At 40.0% G+C, this 21,764-nt stretch carries 15 protein-coding genes and 2 pseudogenes; 16 read left to right on the forward strand and 1 reads right to left on the reverse strand.

Annotated elements, in window-relative coordinates; translation table 11 throughout:
* Positions 1-9 precede the first annotated feature (9 nt).
* From C231_RS0102875 to C231_RS0102905, 7 genes are read left to right on the forward strand one after another with little or no spacing between them, the layout of a single operon-like run.
* Entirely contained in the window at positions 10-1,047 is a 1,038-nt protein-coding gene (locus C231_RS0102875; protein WP_018659152.1) for a stealth conserved region 3 domain-containing protein, read from the forward strand.
* Positions 1,016-2,548: a lipopolysaccharide biosynthesis protein gene (locus C231_RS0102880; protein WP_018659153.1), complete on the forward strand. Its 1,533-nt coding sequence runs from the start codon at positions 1,016-1,018 to the stop codon at positions 2,546-2,548. Before C231_RS0102875 ends, C231_RS0102880 begins: the two co-directional genes overlap by 32 nt.
* A gap of 9 nt (positions 2,549-2,557) precedes the next feature.
* Positions 2,558-4,003: an O-antigen ligase family protein gene (locus tag C231_RS0102885; protein WP_018659154.1), complete on the forward strand. Its 1,446-nt coding sequence runs from the start codon at positions 2,558-2,560 to the stop codon at positions 4,001-4,003.
* A gap of 16 nt (positions 4,004-4,019) precedes the next feature.
* The gene (locus C231_RS0102890) at positions 4,020-5,096 is read left to right on the forward strand and encodes a pyridoxal-phosphate-dependent aminotransferase family protein (RefSeq protein ID WP_018659155.1); all 1,077 of its coding nucleotides are present in this window, start codon (positions 4,020-4,022) and stop codon (positions 5,094-5,096) included.
* A gap of 15 nt (positions 5,097-5,111) precedes the next feature.
* A complete protein-coding gene (locus tag C231_RS0102895; protein WP_018659156.1) occupies positions 5,112-6,458 on the forward strand; it encodes a Gfo/Idh/MocA family oxidoreductase in 1,347 nt (448 codons plus the stop codon).
* Between the two features lie 4 nt (positions 6,459-6,462).
* Positions 6,463-7,809, forward strand: a complete 1,347-nt coding sequence (gene gdhA, locus C231_RS0102900) for an NADP-specific glutamate dehydrogenase (protein ID WP_211214229.1) — start codon at positions 6,463-6,465, stop codon at positions 7,807-7,809.
* A gap of 44 nt (positions 7,810-7,853) precedes the next feature.
* The gene (locus C231_RS0102905; RefSeq protein ID WP_018659158.1) at positions 7,854-9,071 is read left to right on the forward strand and encodes a DegT/DnrJ/EryC1/StrS family aminotransferase; all 1,218 of its coding nucleotides are present in this window, start codon (positions 7,854-7,856) and stop codon (positions 9,069-9,071) included.
* 74 nt (positions 9,072-9,145) lie between these two features.
* Here the strand turns inward: C231_RS0102905 and C231_RS08205 are convergent, their stop codons facing one another.
* Positions 9,146-10,018, reverse strand: coding sequence for a LicD family protein (locus C231_RS08205; RefSeq protein WP_018659159.1), 873 nt, complete (start codon positions 10,016-10,018; stop codon positions 9,146-9,148).
* A gap of 280 nt (positions 10,019-10,298) precedes the next feature.
* Here C231_RS08205 and C231_RS0102915 point away from each other — a divergent pair, with 280 nt between their 5' ends.
* The 9 genes and pseudogenes from C231_RS0102915 to C231_RS0102950 all read left to right on the forward strand — a co-directional run bounded on the left by C231_RS0102915 (position 10,299) and on the right by C231_RS0102950 (position 21,763).
* The gene (locus tag C231_RS0102915) at positions 10,299-12,104 is read left to right on the forward strand and encodes a polysaccharide biosynthesis protein (protein WP_018659160.1); all 1,806 of its coding nucleotides are present in this window, start codon (positions 10,299-10,301) and stop codon (positions 12,102-12,104) included.
* Between the two features lie 169 nt (positions 12,105-12,273).
* On the forward strand, positions 12,274-14,028 hold the full coding sequence (locus tag C231_RS0102920) for an NTP transferase domain-containing protein (RefSeq protein WP_018659161.1): 1,755 nt from the start codon (positions 12,274-12,276) through the stop codon (positions 14,026-14,028).
* Positions 14,025-14,918, forward strand: coding sequence for a DMT family transporter (locus C231_RS07685; protein WP_018659162.1), 894 nt, complete (start codon positions 14,025-14,027; stop codon positions 14,916-14,918). Before C231_RS0102920 ends, C231_RS07685 begins: the two co-directional genes overlap by 4 nt.
* A 20-nt stretch (positions 14,919-14,938) precedes the next feature.
* Positions 14,939-15,802: an NTP transferase domain-containing protein gene (locus C231_RS0102930; RefSeq protein ID WP_018659163.1), complete on the forward strand. Its 864-nt coding sequence runs from the start codon at positions 14,939-14,941 to the stop codon at positions 15,800-15,802.
* A 49-nt stretch (positions 15,803-15,851) separates the two neighbouring features.
* Complete coding sequence (locus C231_RS08210) at positions 15,852-17,795, forward strand: N-acetylmuramoyl-L-alanine amidase (RefSeq protein ID WP_018659164.1); 1,944 nt, start codon at positions 15,852-15,854, stop codon at positions 17,793-17,795.
* A gap of 38 nt (positions 17,796-17,833) precedes the next feature.
* Positions 17,834-18,349, forward strand: a pseudogene (locus C231_RS08710) (glycoside hydrolase family 73 protein); the annotation flags it as partial.
* Between the two features lie 120 nt (positions 18,350-18,469).
* Positions 18,470-19,000 (forward strand): annotated as a pseudogene (locus tag C231_RS08715) (hypothetical protein); the annotation flags it as partial.
* A gap of 200 nt (positions 19,001-19,200) precedes the next feature.
* Entirely contained in the window at positions 19,201-20,046 is an 846-nt protein-coding gene (locus C231_RS0102945) for a DegV family protein (protein ID WP_083912500.1), read from the forward strand.
* A gap of 292 nt (positions 20,047-20,338) precedes the next feature.
* On the forward strand, positions 20,339-21,763 hold the full coding sequence (locus C231_RS0102950) for an amino acid permease (RefSeq protein ID WP_018659167.1): 1,425 nt from the start codon (positions 20,339-20,341) through the stop codon (positions 21,761-21,763).
* Position 21,764: the final 1 nt, after the last annotated feature.

The following is a 21,764-nucleotide window of genomic DNA, read 5'->3' on the forward strand; positions in this document are numbered from 1 at the left end:
GTGTAAAAAATGAAAGGACCCATTGACATTGTCATCCCTTGGGTGGACGGCGATGATCCGCAGTGGCGACAATGTTTGCAGCAGTACCAACCAACGAGCATGATGGATGCGGATGAGGCGCGTTATCGGACGTGGGATTGCTTCCGCTACTGGTTTCGTGCAATAGAATGGAATGCCCCTTGGGTGCGTACCATTCATTTTGTGACCTTTGGACATATTCCGGAGTGGTTGAATGTCAACCATCCAAAGTTGCATATTGTCAAACATGAAGACTTTATTTCTGAAGAATATTTACCGACATTCAGCTCACATACGCTAGAGCTGAACTTACACCGTATCCCAGACTTGTCTGAGCAATTCATCTACTTTAATGATGATATTTATTTGGCGAATCCAGCGACTGATGAAGACTTCTTCAAAAATGGACTACCTTGTGACTCGGCAGTATTTGGCATCATCAAAAATGATGGGACAGAGAACTTTATGCCTTATATTATGCTTAATATGCTAGGCATGGTGAGCGAGCATTTCTCTAAAAAAGAAATGCTAAAAAACAACCTTGGCAAGTGGTTCAATATTAAATATGGTAAATATTTATTATACAACCTCTATCTAAGTGTCTGGCCTGGGTTTACAGGATTTCGCAATTTTCATACGGCACATAGCTATTTGAAGAGTACGCTGGAAGAGTTGTGGGAGGAATATCCAGACATTCTCGACCGCACCTGTCGCAACAAATTCCGCAGCAAGGAAGATGTCAATCAATATCTAATCCGCTACTGGCAACTGGCAAGTGGCAAGTTCGAGCCGAAAGCGGTCGATTCAAAATATGTCAATATTGGAAAAGTTACTATTGAAGAGATTGAAGCGATGCTGGCAGATGAACATAATCTAACGGTCTGTATTAATGATGATCCAGGAGATTTTGATTTTGAACAAAAAGAAAAAGAAATGCAGCGCGTGCTACATGAGAAATTTCCGTATCCTTCTGCATTTGAGTTAAAGGAAGAGTGTAATGAATCGAACAAAAAACACCATAAGGAATAGCCTGTGGGGGATCATTTATCGCATTGTTACCCTGATCGGCCCTTTTGTCATTAAAACTATTATCATCCGCGAGTTAGGGATTCAATACAATGGGCTGAATGGGCTATTTACGTCGATATTGACTGTCCTGAACTTGACGAACTTAGGATTTAGCTCATCATTAGTTTATATGATGTATCAAGCGGTGGCCGATAATGATAGCCAAGCATTATCGGCAATGTTGAACTACTTTAAAAAAGTTCACCGTACAGTAGGATTCATCATTTTGACAATGGGCGTGGCACTCATTCCATTTCTTAATGTGCTTGTCAAAGGAGATGTTCCTAGCGATCTCAACTTACAGTTGCTATTTTTCATTTTCTTAATGGAAGTTGTGTTCGATTATATTCTATTCTCCTATAATACGGCGCTATTTACGGCACATCAGCGCGATGATGTCATACTAAAAATTCAGACAGTGCGCTATATTATCCAATATACATTGCAAGCGGCAGTGCTTGCTATATTTAAAGATTACTATATCTATGCCATTTTGCTACCGATTATGGTGGCGGTTAATAGTGTCGGCTATCTGATCGAATCAAAAAAAATGTATCCGCATATTACATGTGAAGGAGATCTGACGGCCGAACAAAAAGAGACGGTCTATCAAAAAGTTGCGACCCTTTTTGGACACAATGTAGGGAACACTTTTTTAGTGAGTGTAGACAGCATTATTATTTCGAGCTACTTAGGGTTGATTACAGTCTCTATTTATAGTAACTACAATTATATTCTCGTGGCAGTCAATGGTCTGATCCAAGTATTCACTGGTGGGAGCCTGTCTGCTATCGGGAATAAATTGATTACAGATTCCAAAGAAGATAATTATCATTTCTTCTTATTGATGAATTATGTATGGATGGGACTTGTCGGAGTTTCGGCAGCCTTTATGCTTAGTCTGTATCAGCCTTTCATCTATGCATGGGCAGGTCCAGAATATATCTTGAATGATTTTATTGTTTATTTTGTCGTACTTTATTTCTATTCATGGATGTTCCGTATTATGATGATGACATATCGCAATGCGGGAGGACTTTGGAATATTGACTGGCTTAAGCCATATGTTGGGATGATTATCAACTTAGTTGGAAGCATCTGGATGGTCAAAACAACGCAGAGTATTATTGGGGTGCTTGTGCCAACAATTTTTGTCTTTTTCTTTGTCTATTTTCCATGGGAAGCAGCAGTGGTCATCAAGAATGAATTTGATGAATCATTGAGACATTTTTTTGCAAAAGTTGTCTATTTATTTGGTGTGACATTTCTCGGTGTCGTAACATCATACTGGGTAAGTTGTACGATTAGCCCAGCTTATGGCTTGGCATCTTTTGCTTTGCGATTTTTGGTTGTTCTTGTGATTTTCCCACTGATTTGGATTGCGGGAACCTACCGTAGCCAAGAATTCAAAACAACATTAGAATATGCCGCCAAATATATTGGTGGGCCATTCAAAAAATAGGAGGCGCTCATGTTATTGGCTTTTATAAATGAATTTTATTATCGGTTGAATCAGTTATACCACGACCTCAGTCTGGTTCTTTCGGAAAGAACGGTTACAATACTTTCGTTCATTGGAACGTTTATTTTGTCCATTCAACTGATTTTTAACAATATGAGTTTTTTGTGGTTATTTACGGAAGGCATTCCACTTTTAGGGGCAATGCAAGGCTTTTTATGGGAGGGTACTTTTTCAGTCGGATTGTTGCTAATGTTTCTTCCGATATTTCGCGAGAAAGTCGAACACTACCATAATCTTCCCCAGCAGATCAATAAGAAATTAATACTCCCGCTTATTGGCTATATTTTATTTTGGGGAATTTCCTTATTCACTGCTGGTTTTGGCCGCGTGAAATTTGTCATTATTGTGGCACTTATTGTCGTACCAATTTATATGCAAAGCCGCCAATTCAAAAACTATGACAAGCTCTTTAATCGCTACTTATATATGAATGTGGTGCTGGCCGCTATTTATTATGTCTTATCCTTTTTTTGGATGCCTTATGTTGGGGCACGTTATCCTGCACTATCTTTTAACCCTAATGTGATCGGTGCACTTGCATTATTTTTTGCAACATGTGCAGTTATTTTGAAATATCGGAATGCCAATCGAACGCTCAATTTATTTTTATATATGATAATTGGGGTATCATTTGGATTTGTCTTGTTAGCAGAAACGCGAACTATCATTATTACTTTTGTGGCATTGACCATTGCAAGTGTCATGTTATCCTTTAGAGAGTGGAGCAAAGAGAAATTATTGCGCCGCTGCGGTGAATTAATTGTTATTCTATTTATTTCATTAGGCACGATTTCAGCTATTGAAATGAAAAATGAGGGGGTTACTTATTTTAATGAATTTGCCCCACCACATAATCCTTATTTTGAAACGGTTCGTACGTTAAACCGTAGAAAGTTACCACTATTTTATGAGTCGGTCGTTACGCAAGAAGATGCGAAGAATAGAAATTTTCTTGGACGATTTGAAGAAGAGCAAGAATCGACCGACCGTGTATTAAGTGGCCGTTTGAAAATTTGGCAAGATTATTTGGGCCGTTTGAAATTGTTAGGTCAGCGGGAACTGGATCGTGACTACAAACGCAAGCACAAAATCCCAATTCATGCGCACAATATTTGGATTCAAATGGCATATGATGGAGGCATCATCTGTGGAGCATTCTTTTTAATTTATACGGTGATGCGCTTTGTTGAAGGATTCAAAATATTTTTACGTGGAAATATTACATACTTTGAATTTGCTTTTATTGTCTCTTCTGTTTCTTTTGTCGTGCGTGGGATTGTAGAAGCAAGCTATTCTCCAATGTATTACAATATTGCACTATTACATTTGTTAACTTTAATTCCAATGATTTATAATAAGACGAATACAAAAAAACTAACACGTCTGATGCATTAATAGAGGAGGAACCGCAATGTTGAATTTTACAGTCGGACCCGTGCACTCAACCGAGAGCGTACGAGCGATCGGGGCGCAAGATGTGCCTTACTTTAGAACGCCAGAATTTTCTGAAGTGATGCTTGAGAATGAGCGATTAATGAAGAAATTCGCTAAAGCTGCCGATGATGCGCGTGCATTATTCATTACTGGCTCAGGAAGTGCATCTATGGAAGCAAGTGTAATGAATGTTTTTACGAAAGATGACCATTTGCTAGTAATTAATGGTGGCAGTTTCGGGCACCGTTTTGTTGAGATTTGTCAAATTCATGACATTCCTTATACAGAAATTGTTCCTGCTTTTGGTAAAGGTGTGACAAGCGAAGATCTAGCGCCTTTTGATGGGGATAGCCGTTACACCGGCTTGCTAGTCAATGTGGACGAGACTTCTATGGGAATTCTTTATGATTTGGATTTGCTAAGTGCTTTCTGTCAGAAAAATGATTTAATTTTCGTTGTCGATGCAATCAGCTCATTTTTGTGCGATCCAATTCATATGGCGGATGCTCACATTGACGTCTTGCTGACAGGTTCACAAAAAGCACTTGCTTGCCCTCCAGGAGTATCGATTATGGTCCTTTCTAAGCGGGCGGTTGACCGTATCTATGCTCATGAAGTGAAGAGTTTATATTTTAATTTGCAATCTGCACTCGATAATGGAGCACGTGGCCAGACACCTTTTACACCAGCTGTTGGGATTTTACTTCAAATTCATCAACGCTTGCTAGATATTGAAAAAGCGGGCGGTGTAGAAGCTGAGATTGAGCGAGTGGCACATCAAGCAGAAGATTTCCGCAGCAAGATAAAAGGGCTTCCATTTGAGGTTGTATCTGGAAGCTTACCTAATGCGGTAACTCCCTTGATGCCCACAACTATTAAAGCGACAGATCTCTTCCAAATTCTAAAAGATGAATACCATATTTGGGTCTGTCCTAATGGTGGGGAATATGCAGAGAAAATATTCCGCGTGGGACATATTGGCAATTTGACACCAGCAGATAATGATACCTTAATCGCAGCATTTAACGATTTAAAAAAACGTGGATTGATTTAATTAGGAGGATGTATTGTGAAAAAAGTCATTACCTACGGGACTTATGATTTATTGCACTATGGGCATATCCGTTTGTTGGAAAGAGCCAAAGCGTTGGGCGATTATTTAGTCGTTGGTGTGACATCTGACGGGTTCGATGCGATGCGCGGAAAAATTAACGTAGAACAGCCACTAATGGAGCGCGTAGAAGCCGTTCGCAAAACAGGTCTTGCAGATGAGATTATCATCGAAGAATATGAAGGCCAAAAGATTAATGATATTCAGCGTCTGGGAATTGATATATTCACAGTAGGCTCTGACTGGGAAGGTTATTTCGACTATTTGAAAGATTATTGTGAAGTCGTTTATTTAGATCGTACGCAAGGCATTTCTAGCTCAGAATTGCGTTCGAGTAAATCAGCACTCAACCTTGGATTGGTCGGCGGTGTAGAGCTTGGCATCTTAAAAAAATATTTCGAAGAAAGTCTTGCGGTAAATGGCATCGAAGTGAGCGGCATTTATGGTGCCGATCAATCAGCTTATCATGAAGATAAAATGTCTACTTTACCCTATTTCAATGCATATGAAGAGCTACTAGAAGCAAGCGATGCAGTTTATATTATTTCGCATCCATCGCATCATTATCGCGATGTAAAACAAGCGCTTGAAGCGGGCAAGCATGTCTTAGTTGAATCACCAATTACGTTAAAACTTGAGCAGACGAAAGAATTGTTCAACTTAGCAAAAGAAAAGAAACTCGTCTTGATGGAAGCGATTAAGACAGCTTATTCGACAGCTTATTCTCGTTTACTTCTTTTAGCAAAAAGTGGTAAAATCGGAGATATCAAATCGATTGATGTGACATGCACCAGCTGGAAAGATTATCGGGATGTGAGTGATTTTTCCGAAAAATGGAACAGTATGACGGCATGGGGACCGACCGCTTTGTTGCCGATCTTCCAGATGATTGGAACGGAGTACTGTGATAAGACGATGGTTACTCAATTCTTAAATGAAGCACAGCGCTTTGATGCATTCACCCAACTGAACTTTATCTATCCGAATGCCGTTGCACAGATGAAAGTCGGAAAAGGGATCAAATCAGAAGGGGACCTGCGCATCACTGGAACGCAAGGGTACATCTATGTGCCTGCACCGTGGTGGAAGACGGATTATTTTGAGTTACGCTTTGAAAACCAAAATCAGAACAAACGCTATTTCTACCAATTAGAAGGTGAAGGCATCCGTTATGAGCTTGTCGCTTTTGTGAATGAGATTACATATCATCAGGGGAATACCTTTATTGATCCGCAAGTCTCCTATCAAATTGCCCAAATTGTAGAAGACTTCCATAAAGGAAAAGATTTGAAAATTATTAAATAGGAAGATGACCATGGGAAGTATAGTGGATGTTGTAATTGCAAATGTAAAAGAAAAAAATGGTGAAGCAAGTCTATTTGCCCAAGCAGTAGAAGAAGTACTAGAGTCGGTCGAACCTATTCTAAAGAAACGTCCAGATTTGGTTGATTCATATGTTCTCCCTCTTTTAGTTGAACCAGAACGCATCATTAGCTTTCGCGTGCCTTGGGTTGATGATGAAGGAGTTACACATGTGAATACGGGCTACCGTTGTCAATTCAACAGTGCGATTGGTCCTTATAAAGGGGGACTGCGTTTTTCGCCTGAAGTGAGTGTTGATGAAGTGAAATTTTTAGCTTTTGAGCAAACTTTTAAAAATGCGTTGACTGGTCTGCCGATTGGGGGCGCAAAAGGCGGTGCCGATTTCGATCCTATCGGAAAATCCGATATGGAAATCATGCGTTTTTGTCAAAGTTTTATGAATGAATTGTATCGCCATATTGGACCAGTTACAGATGTTCCAGCAGGTGATATTGGCGTTGGCAAGCGTGAAATTGGTTATATGTATGGTCAATACAAAAAATTAACAAATCGCGTTGAAGGCACATTGACTGGGAAGTCGCCAGTAGATGGCGGACTTGTTGGTCGTGAAGAAGCCACTGGTTATGGTGTCGTCTTTTTTGCTCGTGAAATGTTAGCCTACCATCAGGATGATCTGACAGCTAAAGAAGTTGTCCTCTCTGGATATGGTAATGTAGCATGGGGCGCCGCTAAAAAATTAAATGAATTAGGCGCTAAAGTGATCACCATTTCTGGTCTTGAAGGATTTATTCATGATCCAGAGGGTATAAGCGGTGAAAAAGTAGATTTCATGCGTGAAATTCGTTACGGCGACAAGACACTTGCTGATTTTGTTGAGAAATTCCCATCCGCAACATTTTATCCGAATGAACAACCTTGGCATGTGTCAGGTGATATTTATATGCCATGTGCCACGCAAAATGAAATTGGTCAAATAGAAGCTGAAGCGATCGCAAAAAGTCGCGGGCAATATATTGTTGAAGGTTCTAATATGCCTTTAACGCGTGAAGCGACTCATATTCTCAAAGTAGCAGGTAAAATGATTGCCCCATTTAAAGCAGCCAATGCAGGTGGTGTGGCATGTTCAGTTTATGAAATGGCACAAAATGCATCATTTATTCCGACAGCTGAGGCGCAAGTCTATGCGCAACTGGAGATTTTGATGAAGAATATCCATCAGACATGTGTTGAAGTGTGTGAAGCTTATCAACTACCGTATGATTTGAATGTCGGAGCGAATTTAGCAGCCTTTGAACGCGTTGCTGAAGCAATGTTAGCACAGGGCATCGTTTAATAGTGGATGAAGATAGAGATTGAAGGAATAAAGGAGAGACAAATATGTCGAAAAAAATGAATATACCCTTTTCACCGCCAGATATTACACAAGCGGAAATTGATGCAGTAGTAGATGTTTTGAAATCAGGCTGGTTAACAACAGGTCCAGTAACGAAAGATTTCGAAGTGAAGTTGGCACAGTTTTGTAAGACTGCACGTGTGGCAACGATGAACTCTGCAACAGCAGCGATGGAAATGACCTTACGTCTGTTGGACATTGGACCAGGAGATGAAGTCATTACATCGGCATATACTTATACGGCAAGTGCTAGCGTGATTGCCCATGTGGGTGCGAAGATTGTTCTAGTCGATACGACACCAGATTCTCTCGAGATGGATTATGATGCCCTTGAGGCAGCAATAACGGATAAGACAAAAGCAATCATTCCTGTTGATATTGCAGGTGTGATGTGTGATTATGATAAGATTTTTGAAGTGGCCGAGTCCAAAAAAGACTTATATCATCCAAAAGCGGGCACGTTGCAAGAACATTTTGATCGTGTCGTCATTTTAAGTGATAGTGCCCACTCTCTTGGTGCTCAGCGCAATGGCAAAATGGCGGGTGCATATGCGGATTTCAGTTGCTTTTCTTTCCATGCCGTTAAGAACTTGACAACGGCAGAAGGCGGTGCAGTAACGTGGCAATCCATCCCAGGCGTAGATGATGAAGAGATATATAATCATTTTATGCGTTTGATCTTACATGGTCAGACAAAAGATGCTTTATCGAAAAATAAAGCAGGAGCATGGGAATATGATATTGTAGCCCCTTATTTCAAAGCGAATTTGACAGATATTCATGCTGCATTGGGACGTGAACAGCTAAAACGTTACCCAGCACTTATTGCCAGACGCCATGAAATTATTGCAAAATATAATGCTGGATTTGCGGGAGAAGACTTTATTACGCCAGTTCATAAGGCTGAAAATGCAGCCTCGAGCGGTCATTTATATTTGCTACGCGTGAAAGATTTCACGCTGGAAGAGCGAAATGAATTAATCAAGCGTGTAGCCGAAAAAGGTATCGCTACAAATGTTCATTACAAGCCATTACCGCTGTTGACAGCTTACCATGATTTAGGTTTTGAAATGGCAGACTATCCAAATGCTTATCAACAATATATCAATGAAATTACTTTGCCGCTTCATACATTATTAACAGATGAAGAAGTGGATTTCATCATTGAGACAATCCAGACAGAAGTTGCCAAAATGAGATAATAAGTGAATAAATTAAAAGCGCACGTTACCCGGCTATGCATGGGTAACGGCGCTTTTTTTGATAGTTATGCGGACTAGAATTTAGGCGTCTTAAAAAAGGCGTCTTTTTTTGCATCATAGCCACGGTGTGTATTCACTTGCGCAGGCACATGCCCAGCGCGGTCTTCTTCTGCAGGAATTTGCATGTAGTCATTATAAAAGACTTTCAAATATTTATCTGGATTGTTCGGTGCTTTGAAGGTGAATCCCTCGAATTCAATCGGCTGCGTAGGAAAGATATCATGATGATAAAAAATATCTTTCTCACGAAAACTTAAGCACGTATATTTTATGTTGTCATAGGACACGTTGCGATATTTTGTGAATAGCTCCAGCAGCTCACGGTCGAGCGCTTCAGACGATTTGAACATATAATAAATGTATGCCAATTTTTTCTTCAAGAGTCCGATGAGGTAATCTTTTGTAAAAGCAGGTGCTTTATCGACGGTCGGAACATATTTGCGAATCGTTTTGCGATCCAATGCTAGACATTCATCAAGATAACGATCCGTCCCATATTCAGGCAATTTGTCGTAGACGAAGATATCAATATAGATACCATGGTGCATGTCCAGTCCGCGCGTGGCCCACTCGACAAAGGTCGTATTATTTTTGCGTACTTTATCAAAGGTGAAAGGATAATTCGGATCTGTTTTTCGTGTCTGAAGGAAGAATTCATCGCCTAATTCAGCGGGTGCGACTTTGACAAAACGTTCATAGTCATCCCGCAGCATTGCGATATCCATATCATCATCCCAAGGAATGAATCCTTTATGACGAACGGCCCCTAAAAGTGTCCCGCAGTCTATCCAGTAGTCGATAGCATGGCGGTCACAAATTTCGGTTACTTTCTTTAATATTTGCAGTTCGATATGTTGTACTTCACGTAAGGAGAATTGGTCTGTCATGACATATACCTATTACTTTCTTTAAAGTTAGCTCCTATTATACTTAAAAATTAATGAAACTTCCATTACTAAGCGAAAAATTTAAAAGTGGCAAACTTTTTTAAGTGGTAGACGTAATAAAGCCCTAAATCATGTGCTAAGTGCTAGTTAATGTCTACTTCTTGCGGCCAACATCTATGCATAAACAACATCTTCGATAAACATGCCATTCATTTTTGTGCTATAATCAAAATATCCTATACAAAAAATATATAAAACATTAACAGAAAAGAGAATTCGCATGAGTCGTTTAACGAAAAAAATCATATGGATGATAGTGGACAGCTTTATTCTTTTAACGTCTGGCTATCTTTCTTATTTATTTCTGAGCCCGATGATTTGGTTGAATCAAAGAAGCATGTTTTTCCACATTTTGAGCAATATTGCGATCTATTTGCTAGTGGCCAACTTGTTCAAGGTCTATCAGAAAATTAATCGCTACACGAGCGTTAAAGAAACATTGTCACATTTTTTGGCAGTCACGCTGACCTTTTTAATCTCATCGACCATCTATTATATGCGTTATGAGATTAATAGCTTGCGTTTTACTGCACTGACTTATTTGATTGCTGCCATGGTTCTTCCAGGTTTGCGTATCATTTGGCGCTTGATTGTCGAACATATGGACCGCGAACGCCGCTTTGCTAATACACACGTTCATCCCATTAAGACGTTAGTTGTCGGTGCTGGAGAGGGAGGCTCACTCTTCATTCGACATATGAAAAATGAACCAGAGATGGATATTATTGGTATTGTCGATGAAAATGTAGACAAATTGCATACGAAAGTCTTCGGCGTTGAAGTACTTGGAACATTTGAAGATATTGACAAGATTATCAAGCAATATAACGTGGATCAGGTAACCGTTGCAATTCCATCGCTTGCGAAAAAAGATCTGGAACGCGTCTTAGAGCATACAGGTGCAGCCAATGTGAAAGTCAACCAGATGCCGTCCGTTGAGAATGTTATTTCTGGAAATTATGAAGTCAATGAAATGAAAGAAATTGGCGTCATGGACTTGCTTGGACGTTCCGAAGTCAAATTAGACACGAAACAAATTTCAGATAAGATTATTAATCAGACCATTCTTGTAACGGGTGCGGGCGGTTCGATCGGCTCTGAGATTACACGTCAAATCATGGAATTCATTCCAAAAAGAATCTTACTTTTAGGTCAAGATGAGTTTGCCATTTATACGATTCATCAAGAAATGCTCAAACATCGTTACGCTGACCGCGTTGATTTGGTGCCTATTATTGGCGATATTAAAGATCGGGAGCGTATGTTTGAAGTAATGGAACGCTATCAACCCTCTGTCGTCTACCATGCAGCAGCCCATAAACATGTTCCTTTAATGGAATATAATCCACGTGAAGCCGTTAAAAATAATGTCTACGGTACGAAAAATGTGGCTGAAGCGGCAAAAGCTAATGGCGTGAAATCATTCGTCATGATTTCGACAGATAAGGCCGTTAACCCGACAAATGTTATGGGAGCTACGAAGCGTATGGCAGAGATGATTGTAACGAGCCTTAATGATGAAACATGTGAGACAACTTTTTCAGCTGTTCGTTTTGGGAACGTTCTTGGCTCAAGCGGGAGCGTTGTGCCATTATTTAAACGTCAGATTGCAAATGGCGGCCCAGTAACCGTTACTGATTTCCGGATGACCCGCTACTTTATGACCATTCCTGAAGCGAGTCGTCTAGTGATTCAAGCGGGAGCGTTGGCGCGTGGTGGCGAGATCTTCGTGCTAGATATGGGCGAGCGCGTACGCATTTATGACTTGGCGAAGAAAATGATCTCCCTCAGTGGCAAACAAGGAAAAGTTGAAATTGTCGAATCAGGAATTCGCCCAGGCGAGAAATTGTATGAAGAAATGTTGACTAACACTGAACAAGTTTCCAATCAAGTTTTTGAGAAGATATTTATTGGGAACGTAACTCATGTGCCATTGGAAACGGTCATGGACTTCGCAGCGAAATTGCTTAAGATGCCTGAACCAGAACTTAGAAAAGAAATTGTTAAATTTGCAAATGAACACTAATTGCTAAAAGAGGCGGGGTGCCTTCTTCGTTCATGTGTTGAATGAAGAAGGCGCGCCGCCTTTTTTATATAAAAATAACAAAATAATATTGCAAGGGAGAATGAAAGTTGGTACAATGTTCACGAAAATAAAAAAAATAATTATTCTGAACAACCAAAGGAGAATGATCGTGAACATTATAACTTCCAATTTATTAATAAATCTAAAAAAACATGGCTATACAAATCAGCGCGACATTGCCAAACGTACAGGGCATTCCTTAGGTGCCATTAATAAAGGTCTCAAGCAGTTGCGTGCAGCGGATTATCTAAAGCAACAAACCTTGACCCAAAAAGCTGAGGACACACTCAGTTCACTTAAAGAGAAACAGGCGATTATTTTGGCAGCGGGGTTCGGGGTACGGATGCTCCCAATTAACCACGAAATTCCTAAAGGCTTAGTTGAAGTAAAAGGACAACGCTTGATTGAACGATTAATTGAGCAACTGTTGGCAGCACAAGTCAGTGATATTAAAATTGTGGTCGGTTTTCAAAAAGAAAAATATGAATATCTTATGGATAAATATCCTGTCAAATTACTTGTCAATACAAAATACAAAGATAAGAACAATATTGACTCACTTGCAACTGGTATGAGCCACATGAAGAATACATTCGTTGTGCCATGTGATGTCTGGTTGGCTGACAATCCTTTCTTACAAGAAGCACTTTATGCATGGTATCTTGTAACAGATGCCAAAGGGCGCAGTTTATTTAAAGTAGCAAACAATCAAAAGATTATCGAAACGACTTTGACAGAGGAAGGTAACTATTTAACGGGTGTCGCTTACTTCCCAAAAGAAGAATTCAAACAGCTTGCCCATGCCATCCATGCTGCGACAAAAGATAATGATTTTGCGCATTCTTTTTGGGAAGAGATTTTATTTGAGCAGACAGCATTTGACATATATGCACATATAGCACCTAATGACCATGTGCTAGAGATTAATACTTATGAAGATTTGCGCGCAGCGGATGATCGTTCACAGTCGCTAGAAACACAGGCTGTTTTGAAAATTGCGGAAGTGTTCAATGTTTCGCCACAAGAAGTTAAAGACGTTACAACCATGAAAGCGGGTATGACGAACCGTTCTTTCTTATTTACAGTTGATGGAAAACGTTACATTATGCGGATGCCAGGCGAAGGATCCAATCAATTAATTAATCGCTTTGAAGAAGCAGCTGTCTATGAGAAAATCAATCATCAAGGCATTTGTGATGAGGTATTGTATATTCAGCCCGAAAGTGGATATAAGATTACTGCTTTTATGGAAGATTCCCACGTCTGCGATCCGCATGATCCAAAACAAATAGCGCTTTGCATGGGGAAATTACGCCAATTCCATCAATTAGCATTAAAAGTCGATCATACATTTGATATTTTTGAGCTGCTAGAATTTTACGAGGACCTCTGGGAGGGGCAGCCAAGTGCTTATCCTGATTATGAAAAAACAAAAGCCAAAATTTATGAAATAAAACATTATATTGATCACCATGCAGGCGAGAAAATCTTGTCCCATATTGATGCTAATGCAGATAATTTCCTCATCTATTCCGATGCGGACGGAAAAGAACATGTACGTCTTATTGATTGGGAATATGCTGCAATGCATGACCCAGCGGTTGACATTGCAATGTTTGCAATTTATTCGATGCTAGATCGTCAAGAAACAGATCGCGTGATTGATATTTATTATGAAGGGGAAACTCCCGAAGAAAAAAGAACGCTTATTTATGCTTATATTGCAGCAGCTGGCTTATTATGGAGTAACTGGTGTGAATATAAGCGCAAATTCGGAATCGATTTTGGCGATTATTCAATTGCTCAGTATCGCTATGCGAAAGATTATTACAAAATTCTAAAAGAGGAGAAAAAAGTACTATGACCAGCGGATTATTTTCAGGAATATTGTGGGGATTGGATACGCTCTTGATTGGGCTATTCCTCGAACGTATGGGCTTAGGATCCCCACTTATTGCATCGCTTATTAGCACATTTTTGCATGACTTTTTTTCAAGCATTTGGATGATTATTTATACATCTATTCGCAAGCAGTGGCAACCTATCCTCCGTGCTTTAAAAACATCAAGTGGACGTGCGATCGTGATCGGTTCATTGCTCGGCGGGCCTGTCGGCATGAGTGGCTACGTGTTATCGATTAAGTATCTTGGTCCCTCATTAACGGCGATTATTTCATCAATTTATCCTGCTTTGTCCGTCTTTTTCTCTTATGTCTTTTTAAAAGAAAAAATGTCGAGAAATCGTATCATCGGTCTTATCATTTGTCTAGGAAGTGTCGTATTGCTAAATCTTGGCTCAGATACTGCAACAGGTAGTAATCATCTGCTTGGATTATTTTTTGCAATGCTTGCTTGTTTAGGCTGGAGCTTGGAAGGGGTCATCGTTTCTTATGGCATGCGTGAAGAAGAGATTAAGGATGAACATGCCCTTCAAATTCGTCAGCTGAGCTCGGCTATTGTCTATGCTGGAGTGATTATTCCGCTGATTCATGGTTTTCCTATTGTTAAAGGAGCAGTGTTGTCTGCTGCTTCTTGGATTATTATATTAGCGGCACTTTTTGGTACAGCTTCTTATTTGCTTTATTATCGTGCCATTTATAAGATTGGTCTATCTAAGGCAGTTGCATTGAATATTACTTATGTGGCATGGGCAGTACTATTCAGTATATTCTTCGGCGGCACCATTGACGTTAAGACGGTGATCCTAGGTGCAGCTGTTGTTGGCGGCTCATTAATGGCAGCCATTGAGTGGTAGAGTAAAGGAGATATCGAAAGATGCATTTTATTGTAGACAATGCCATTATTATGGCGGCAGGTAAATCAAGTCGATTTGCGCCACTTTCTTATGAGAAACCTAAAGCACTCATTGAAGTACGCGGCGAGGTATTAATCGAACGTCAAATCCGCCAGTTACGTGCTGCTGGAATTGATGAGATTATTGTGGTAACAGGTTATAAGAGTGAAGATTTTGAATATTTAAAAGCGAAATTCAACGTGCAATTAGTGAAAAATGAAGCTTATGCTACGAGAAATAATCATTCATCACTCTATGCTGTTCGCCACGCCCTGAAGAATACATATATTTGTTCATCAGATAATTATTTTAGCGAGAATCCTTTTGAAAAAGAAGTAGATGGAAGCTACTATGCAACCGTCTATCATTCGGCGGCAACGGATGAATGGTGCCCGACACTCGATGAGAAAGGCAATATTGTGCAAGTTACAATTGGTGGAAATGCGCATTGGGTATTTTATGGGCATGTCTTTTTCGATGAGCATTTTAGCAAGCAATATGTTGCCTTTTTGGAAGAAGCATATCCTGAAGAAGCAACAAAAGAAAAATATTGGGAAGATATTTATTTAGAACATACCGATGTATTGAAAATGAAAATTAGAAAATATCCTGATGGGGTAATTCATGAATTCGATTCTATTGAAGAATTGCGTCAATTTGACCCGACCTATCAACAAGATACACGTTCTCCTATTTTAAAAAAAATCGCCCAGCATTTTCATGTTTTAGAAAGTGAGCTGACGAATATGAGTCCGCTGCTGGATGAAGCTGGGGACGTGATTGGTTTTTCTTTTCTTGTGGGCAAAAAAATCTACCGTTATTTTTATGAAGTTGGTATAATATAAAAATAAAAAATAAAGGTAAGTAAAACAATTGTTTAGACGGGAGAAAATTATGAAGTCGATTAAGAAAATCGTGGCAATATTATGCCTGACAGTTGCTTTATTTTTTGTATATTCAAATCAAAAAGTAGCAGCTGCTGAAATGACAGGTTGGGAAAAAGAAAATAATACATGGGTCTACTATGATGAAGGTCATAAATTAACAGGCGGAGTCTATGCTATTAATGGCGATCATTATTATTTCAATAGTGAAGGCATTATGCAGACGGGCTGGGTTAAAGATGGCAATCAATGGTACTATTTCAATCCAGGAGGCTCTGGCAAAACAGGCTGGATCAAGTCAGGTGGTCACTGGTATTATATCAAAAGCGGCATGATGCAAGTGGGTCTTATCAAAGTAGATGGAGATACCTACTATCTTAATGCGTCTGGCATGATGGTTACAGGTTGGGAAGAAATTGACGGAACGTGGATGTATTTCAATGCGGATGGAAGTGCCGAAACAGGTTGGATGGCATGGAAATCAGATTGGTATTTCTTTGATGAAGATGGTCTTGGCTATAGTGGCTGGGCAAAAGCAAGCAATGCATGGTATTATATAGACCGCGGCTTAATGATGCGTGGCTGGGTTCAAGATAATGGTCGCATGTTTTATTTGGACGAAAGTGGCCATATGGTTACAGGTTGGAAGAAATTAGATCAAAAATGGTATTACTTTAATCCAAGTGGAACCGGGCGCAATGGTTGGCTTAAATATAATGATAATTGGTACTATCTTACAGATGGTCTAATGGAGACAGGTCTTATTGAAGATGATGGAAAAGTGTATTATCTTTATGATTCAGGTATTATGGCCATTGGTTGGGAGAAAGTACGCGGTGCATTGATGTATCTTAATACCGACGGAAGCGCTGAAACAGGTTGGATGCGATCGGGCAACAAGTGGTACTATTTCAACCGTGATGGGCTTGCTCGTACAGGTTGGCTCTCTCATAAAGATGAGTGGTATTATATTGAAGATGGAATTATGCAGACCGGCTTCAAAAAAATCGGCCAGAAGCTCTACCATCTAAAAAGCACTGGCATTATGACAAAAGGCTGGCTTGAACGTGGCGATAACTGGATGTACTTCGATGAGACATCAGGCGCTGCAAAGGTCGGTTGGAATTATTGGATTAAAGATTGGTATTATTTCGATGAAGAGGGTCTTGGCTACAATGGGTGGCTCAGCTATAAAGGTAAATGGTACTATATCGAAAATAGTTTAATGAAAAAAGGCCTCATTACACTTGCTAATGGCAAACAATATTATCTTGATGAATCAGGTGTGATGCAGACAGGTCGCGTCAATGTTGACGGAACAATTATGGAATTTGCGCCAAGTGGTGAACGACTCATAGGAGATGTCATTCACTTCTCGGCTGGTCATGGACCAGGACCTGCACACAACCGTGGAGGCGTCCTCTTCAATGAGGGCGACCAAAATAAAAAGATGACTGACAAGATGGTCGCGTATTTAACGGCGCATTATCAAGGAAGCTTCAGCGAAATTCGTACGAAAATGGGCGACATTGATTGGAGCTTACAGACGCGTTCAGATTATGGCGCAGGCTCTAAATTATACTATTCATGGCATACCAACGCTGGCGGTGGTCGCGGTGTAGAGATTTATCTCTCTTATCAAAGCCTAGATTATTATGATTTTGCCAAGGAATTAGGTGAAGTCATTTCTAAAACATTAGATGTTCCAAACCGCGGTGTACGCTTTAGAGATTATTATACGGGTAACATTACAAATAATGTCAACCAAGTGAATAAGAACATGAAAAATTATTATGGTGAGCTTCGCGATAATAAAGCAGCGTGCGCACTGCTTGTGGAACACATATTCCATGATAGTTATGATGAAAGTAAGAAATTGCTAGATAATGAAGACTTACTCGTTAAAAATATCTCTGAAGTTATTGCGAAACATTTCGGCTTGTCCAAAAAATAAAGTAATCCATTTCGGAACCATTCATGAGGGGTGAAACAATGAAAAAAATAAAAGCAGCTATTTTCTGCTTGCTCATACTTTTACTGGTGGCGCCACGAAATGTGAGTGCGGTCTCACAGACGCCAAATGCACAACAGCGCTACATTATAGAAATTGGTACTTATGCACAAAAATATGATGATGTATTTTACCCTTCAGTTACAATTGCACAAGCGATTTTAGAAACAGGCTGGGGAAAATCAGATTTAGCAAAATATGCAAACAACCACTTCGGCATTAAGGCGACCAAATGGAATGGGGCGACCTATGACAAAGTGAGTGATGAATATGTGAATGGGAAATTACAGCCTTTTAAATCAACCTTTAGAAAATATTCCTCACTAGAAGAATCTGTTCAAGATCATGCGATTTTTTTAACAAGTCGTGGACAGTGGTATATTGACCATTACCAAGCGGTCATTCAGGCCGATAGTTATCAGGCACAAGCGAATGCGCTAGCTGGAACATATTGTACCGATCCCTACTACGGTAAGAAATTAATTCAATTAATTGAAGCTTATCACTTAGATTATTTTGATGATCGTCGTCATATGCCAAATTTTTATCTGAATTATTTAGCAGGAGAGCAACCTAAAGTGAGCGATAGCTCTTCTGACCAAGCACCCGTTGATATGGGGTGGCAGAAAGCAGACGATATTTGGAAATATAAAAAAGCGGACGGACAATTTGCTACGGGCTGGGTGCAAGTAGATGGTACATGGTACTATCTCAAATCTTCGGGCGCAATGGCTACGGGCTGGGTGCAAGTAGATGGCACATGGTACTACCTCAAATCTTCGGGCGCAATGGCTACGGGCTGGGCGCAAGTAGATGGCACATGGTACTACCTCAAATCATCAGGCGCAATGGCTACGGGCTGGGTGCAAGTAGATGGTACATGGTACTACCTCAAATCATCAGGCGCAATGGCCACTGGCTGGGCGCAAGTAGATGGTACATGGTACTATCTCAAATCATCAGGCGCAATGGCTACAGGTTGGGCGAAGGTAGATGGTACATGGTACTATCTCAAATCATCAGGCGCAATGGCTACGGGCTGGGCGCAAGTAGATGGCACATGGTACTACCTCAAATCATCAGGCGCAATGGCTATAGGCTGGGAGAAAATTGCTGGTGTATGGTATCAATTTGCTAAGTCAGGCGCTTGGCTATAATATTTAAAATAAAAAGAGCTGTCGTTGATTAGGGTCAACGACAGCTCTTTTTGTTAGAGAAGTCTAAAATGCTTATCATATAGCAGAGAATGCTTCAAAATAAATATTTGCCAAATGATGGGACTAATATAAAACGGAGTATATTTAGTGTAACTATGCTATAATAATGCTAGCTTAATAAAGGAGTGGTAATGATGAAATGGAAAATCGTTGTGGACAGCTCAGCGAATATCCGTAAGCTACCCGACACATCAGCAGCTATTGACCTTGAAGTCGTCCCTTTCTACTTACAAATTGATGATGAAACGATTGTTGATAATTCTGAGATTGATTTTGCGGACTTATTTGCAAAATTTAAGACCGCAGACAAATGTACCACAGCATGCCCATCTCCCGCTACATTTGCGGAATCTTTTGCGGGTGCAGACAATGTGCTTTGCTTTACGATTACAGGAGGCCTTTCAGGATGCTACAATAGTGCAGTGAATGGACGTACAATGGCACTAGAAGATAATCCAGAGCAGAATATTTTTGTCTTTGACTCGCGCTCAACAGGTCCAGAGATGGATATGTTAGTAGAAAAAGCCGTTGAGTTTATTGATGCATATGATGACTTTGATGAAGTCGTGGATGCTCTAAAAGCCTATCATCAACATACGCGCCTTGTATTTATCTTGCAATCGATCGATAATTTAGTGACAAATGGTCGAGTCAGTAGTGTGGCCGCTTCAATTGTTGGTCTTTTGAATTTACGCTTGATTGGTCGCCGCACAGATGAAGGAACGATCGAATTAGCCCATCGCGTTCGTGGCAATGCTCGCGTCATTAAGAAAACAATCGCCCAAATGGAAGAAGAAGGTTACGTGGGAGGACGCATTGTGCTTGCGGAACATTTAAATCCATCCATGGCGGAAGATTTCAAAAAAGCAGTACAAGCGAAATATCCAAATGCCGAAATTACAATCCGTCCAGGTACAGGTTTGACCGCTTTTTATGCCGAAGATGGTGGACTTATTGTCGGTTATGAACGCCAATAAATAATAGCTCCCTTTAAGAAGTTCGTGCAGTTGCGCCCTTTTTAAAGGGCTTTTTTTATCAATTCATATGGGATAGTAAGTCAAACAAAGAAATATACCGCATCTATTTGGAAATATTAAGGCGCTATCAGGTAAAAGACCGCCGTTGACCGCTTTAGCAGTAGAAAGATTAACAGATGCAAGGAGGAAAATTTGCGCAACTGGTGTCTTTTGGTTTTACCTAGACAGTACTATAGCTTAGCGTTATAATGAAAGCGGATTATATCCAAGAAAAAATAGAAAGAGGAGAACAATGGATTCACAACCGAAGAAAGAAACGCGAAATATCTTGTGGTATACGCTTGCTTTAATGGCATTCTCTACCGTATGGAGTTTCGGAAACATTGTCAATGGTTTTTCTGAATATGGTGGGTTGAAAGCGATCGTATCGTGGCTATTAATTTTTGGATTTTATTTTATTCCTTATTCATTAATGGTCGGCGAGATGGGAAGTGCCTTTAAAGATGCTGGAGGAGGCGTGAGTTCGTGGGTCAATGAGACGACCACTGCGAAGCTAGCTTACTATGCAGGCTGGACTTATTGGATTGTCCATATGCCTTATATCTCACAAAAACCATCGCGTATTATTATTGCGTTGAGTTGGATTATCAATGGGGATCCGAGCATTAGCGAGGCAAATGTTAAATTAGTGCAAATAGCATCGCTAGCTATTTTCTTTGTCGTATTATATTTATCAAGTCGTGGAGTTAATTTCGTTAAGGCCATTTCAAGTGTTGCAGGAATGTCGTCATTTGTTATGTCGCTCTTATTTATTCTTTTAGCCATTGCTGCACCAGCCTTGGGCGATTCAACACAACTTTATGATGCATCTATTACGGCAGAACATCTCATTCCTAAATTTGATTCGTCCTTCTTTTTGAACTTATCTATTTTAGTATTTGCTGTCGGGGGCTGTGAGAAAATCTCGCCTTATGTTAACAATATGAAAAATCCTTCCAAAGATTTTCCAATTGGAATGATTGCACTTGTGGTCATGGTCGCCACAACGGCCGTGTTAGGAACGATTGCATTGGCACGTTTTTATGATACAAATAATGTGCCTGCTGACTTGATGACAAATGGGGACTATTACGCCTTTGCCAGCTTAGGGAATTATTATGGTGTTGGAAAATTATTCATGATCATCTATGCGATCAGTGAATTTCTTGGCCAAGTATCTGTTATGGTCTTGTCAATTGATGCGCCACTTCGTATTTTGATCGAATCGACTGACGGTAAATATATTCCATCAGCACTGCGTAAACAAAATAAATATGGGGCTTATACAAATGGTCATAAATTGATTGCTGTTATTATTTCGATTTTGATTATCTTGCCAGCCTTTGGTATTTCGAATATGGATGAGCTGGTGCGCTGGCTTGTTCGTTTGAACTCTGTCGTGATGCCACTGCGTTATTTATGGGTATTTTTTGCTTACTTTATGTTGAAACGAAGTGCAAAAGATGCGCAAGCGGAGTATCGTTTCACGAAGAAAAAATGGGCCGGTTATTTGGCAGCAGGTTGGTGCTTTGCCTTTACACTTTTTGCATGTGTCATGGGAATGGTCTCAGATGATCCATTCAAACTTGCTATGAATATCTTGACTCCACTCTTTTTAATCGGGTTAGGATTGGTAATGCCACAATTTGCTAAAAGAGAAAATCAAAACGCTAAATAAA

It is taken from the genome of Allofustis seminis DSM 15817 (genome assembly GCF_000374325.1).
In the GTDB taxonomy this organism is placed as follows: domain Bacteria; phylum Bacillota; class Bacilli; order Lactobacillales; family Carnobacteriaceae_A; genus Allofustis; species Allofustis seminis.

Coding starts and splice junctions, on each gene's coding strand:
- C231_RS0102875 (WP_018659152.1), top strand. CDS start 10: ATGAAAGGACCCATTGACATTGTCATCCCTTGGGTGGACGGCGATGAT.
- C231_RS0102880 (WP_018659153.1), top strand. CDS start 1,016: ATGAATCGAACAAAAAACACCATAAGGAATAGCCTGTGGGGGATCATT.
- C231_RS0102885 (WP_018659154.1), top strand. CDS start 2,558: ATGTTATTGGCTTTTATAAATGAATTTTATTATCGGTTGAATCAGTTA.
- C231_RS0102890 (WP_018659155.1), top strand. CDS start 4,020: ATGTTGAATTTTACAGTCGGACCCGTGCACTCAACCGAGAGCGTACGA.
- gdhA (WP_211214229.1), top strand. CDS start 6,463: ATGACCATGGGAAGTATAGTGGATGTTGTAATTGCAAATGTAAAAGAA.
- C231_RS0102905 (WP_018659158.1), top strand. CDS start 7,854: ATGTCGAAAAAAATGAATATACCCTTTTCACCGCCAGATATTACACAA.
- C231_RS08205 (WP_018659159.1), bottom strand. CDS start 10,018: ATGACAGACCAATTCTCCTTACGTGAAGTACAACATATCGAACTGCAA.
- C231_RS0102915 (WP_018659160.1), top strand. CDS start 10,299: ATGAGTCGTTTAACGAAAAAAATCATATGGATGATAGTGGACAGCTTT.
- C231_RS07685 (WP_018659162.1), top strand. CDS start 14,025: ATGACCAGCGGATTATTTTCAGGAATATTGTGGGGATTGGATACGCTC.
- C231_RS0102930 (WP_018659163.1), top strand. CDS start 14,939: ATGCATTTTATTGTAGACAATGCCATTATTATGGCGGCAGGTAAATCA.
- C231_RS08210 (WP_018659164.1), top strand. CDS start 15,852: ATGAAGTCGATTAAGAAAATCGTGGCAATATTATGCCTGACAGTTGCT.
- C231_RS0102945 (WP_083912500.1), top strand. CDS start 19,201: ATGATGAAATGGAAAATCGTTGTGGACAGCTCAGCGAATATCCGTAAG.
- C231_RS0102950 (WP_018659167.1), top strand. CDS start 20,339: ATGGATTCACAACCGAAGAAAGAAACGCGAAATATCTTGTGGTATACG.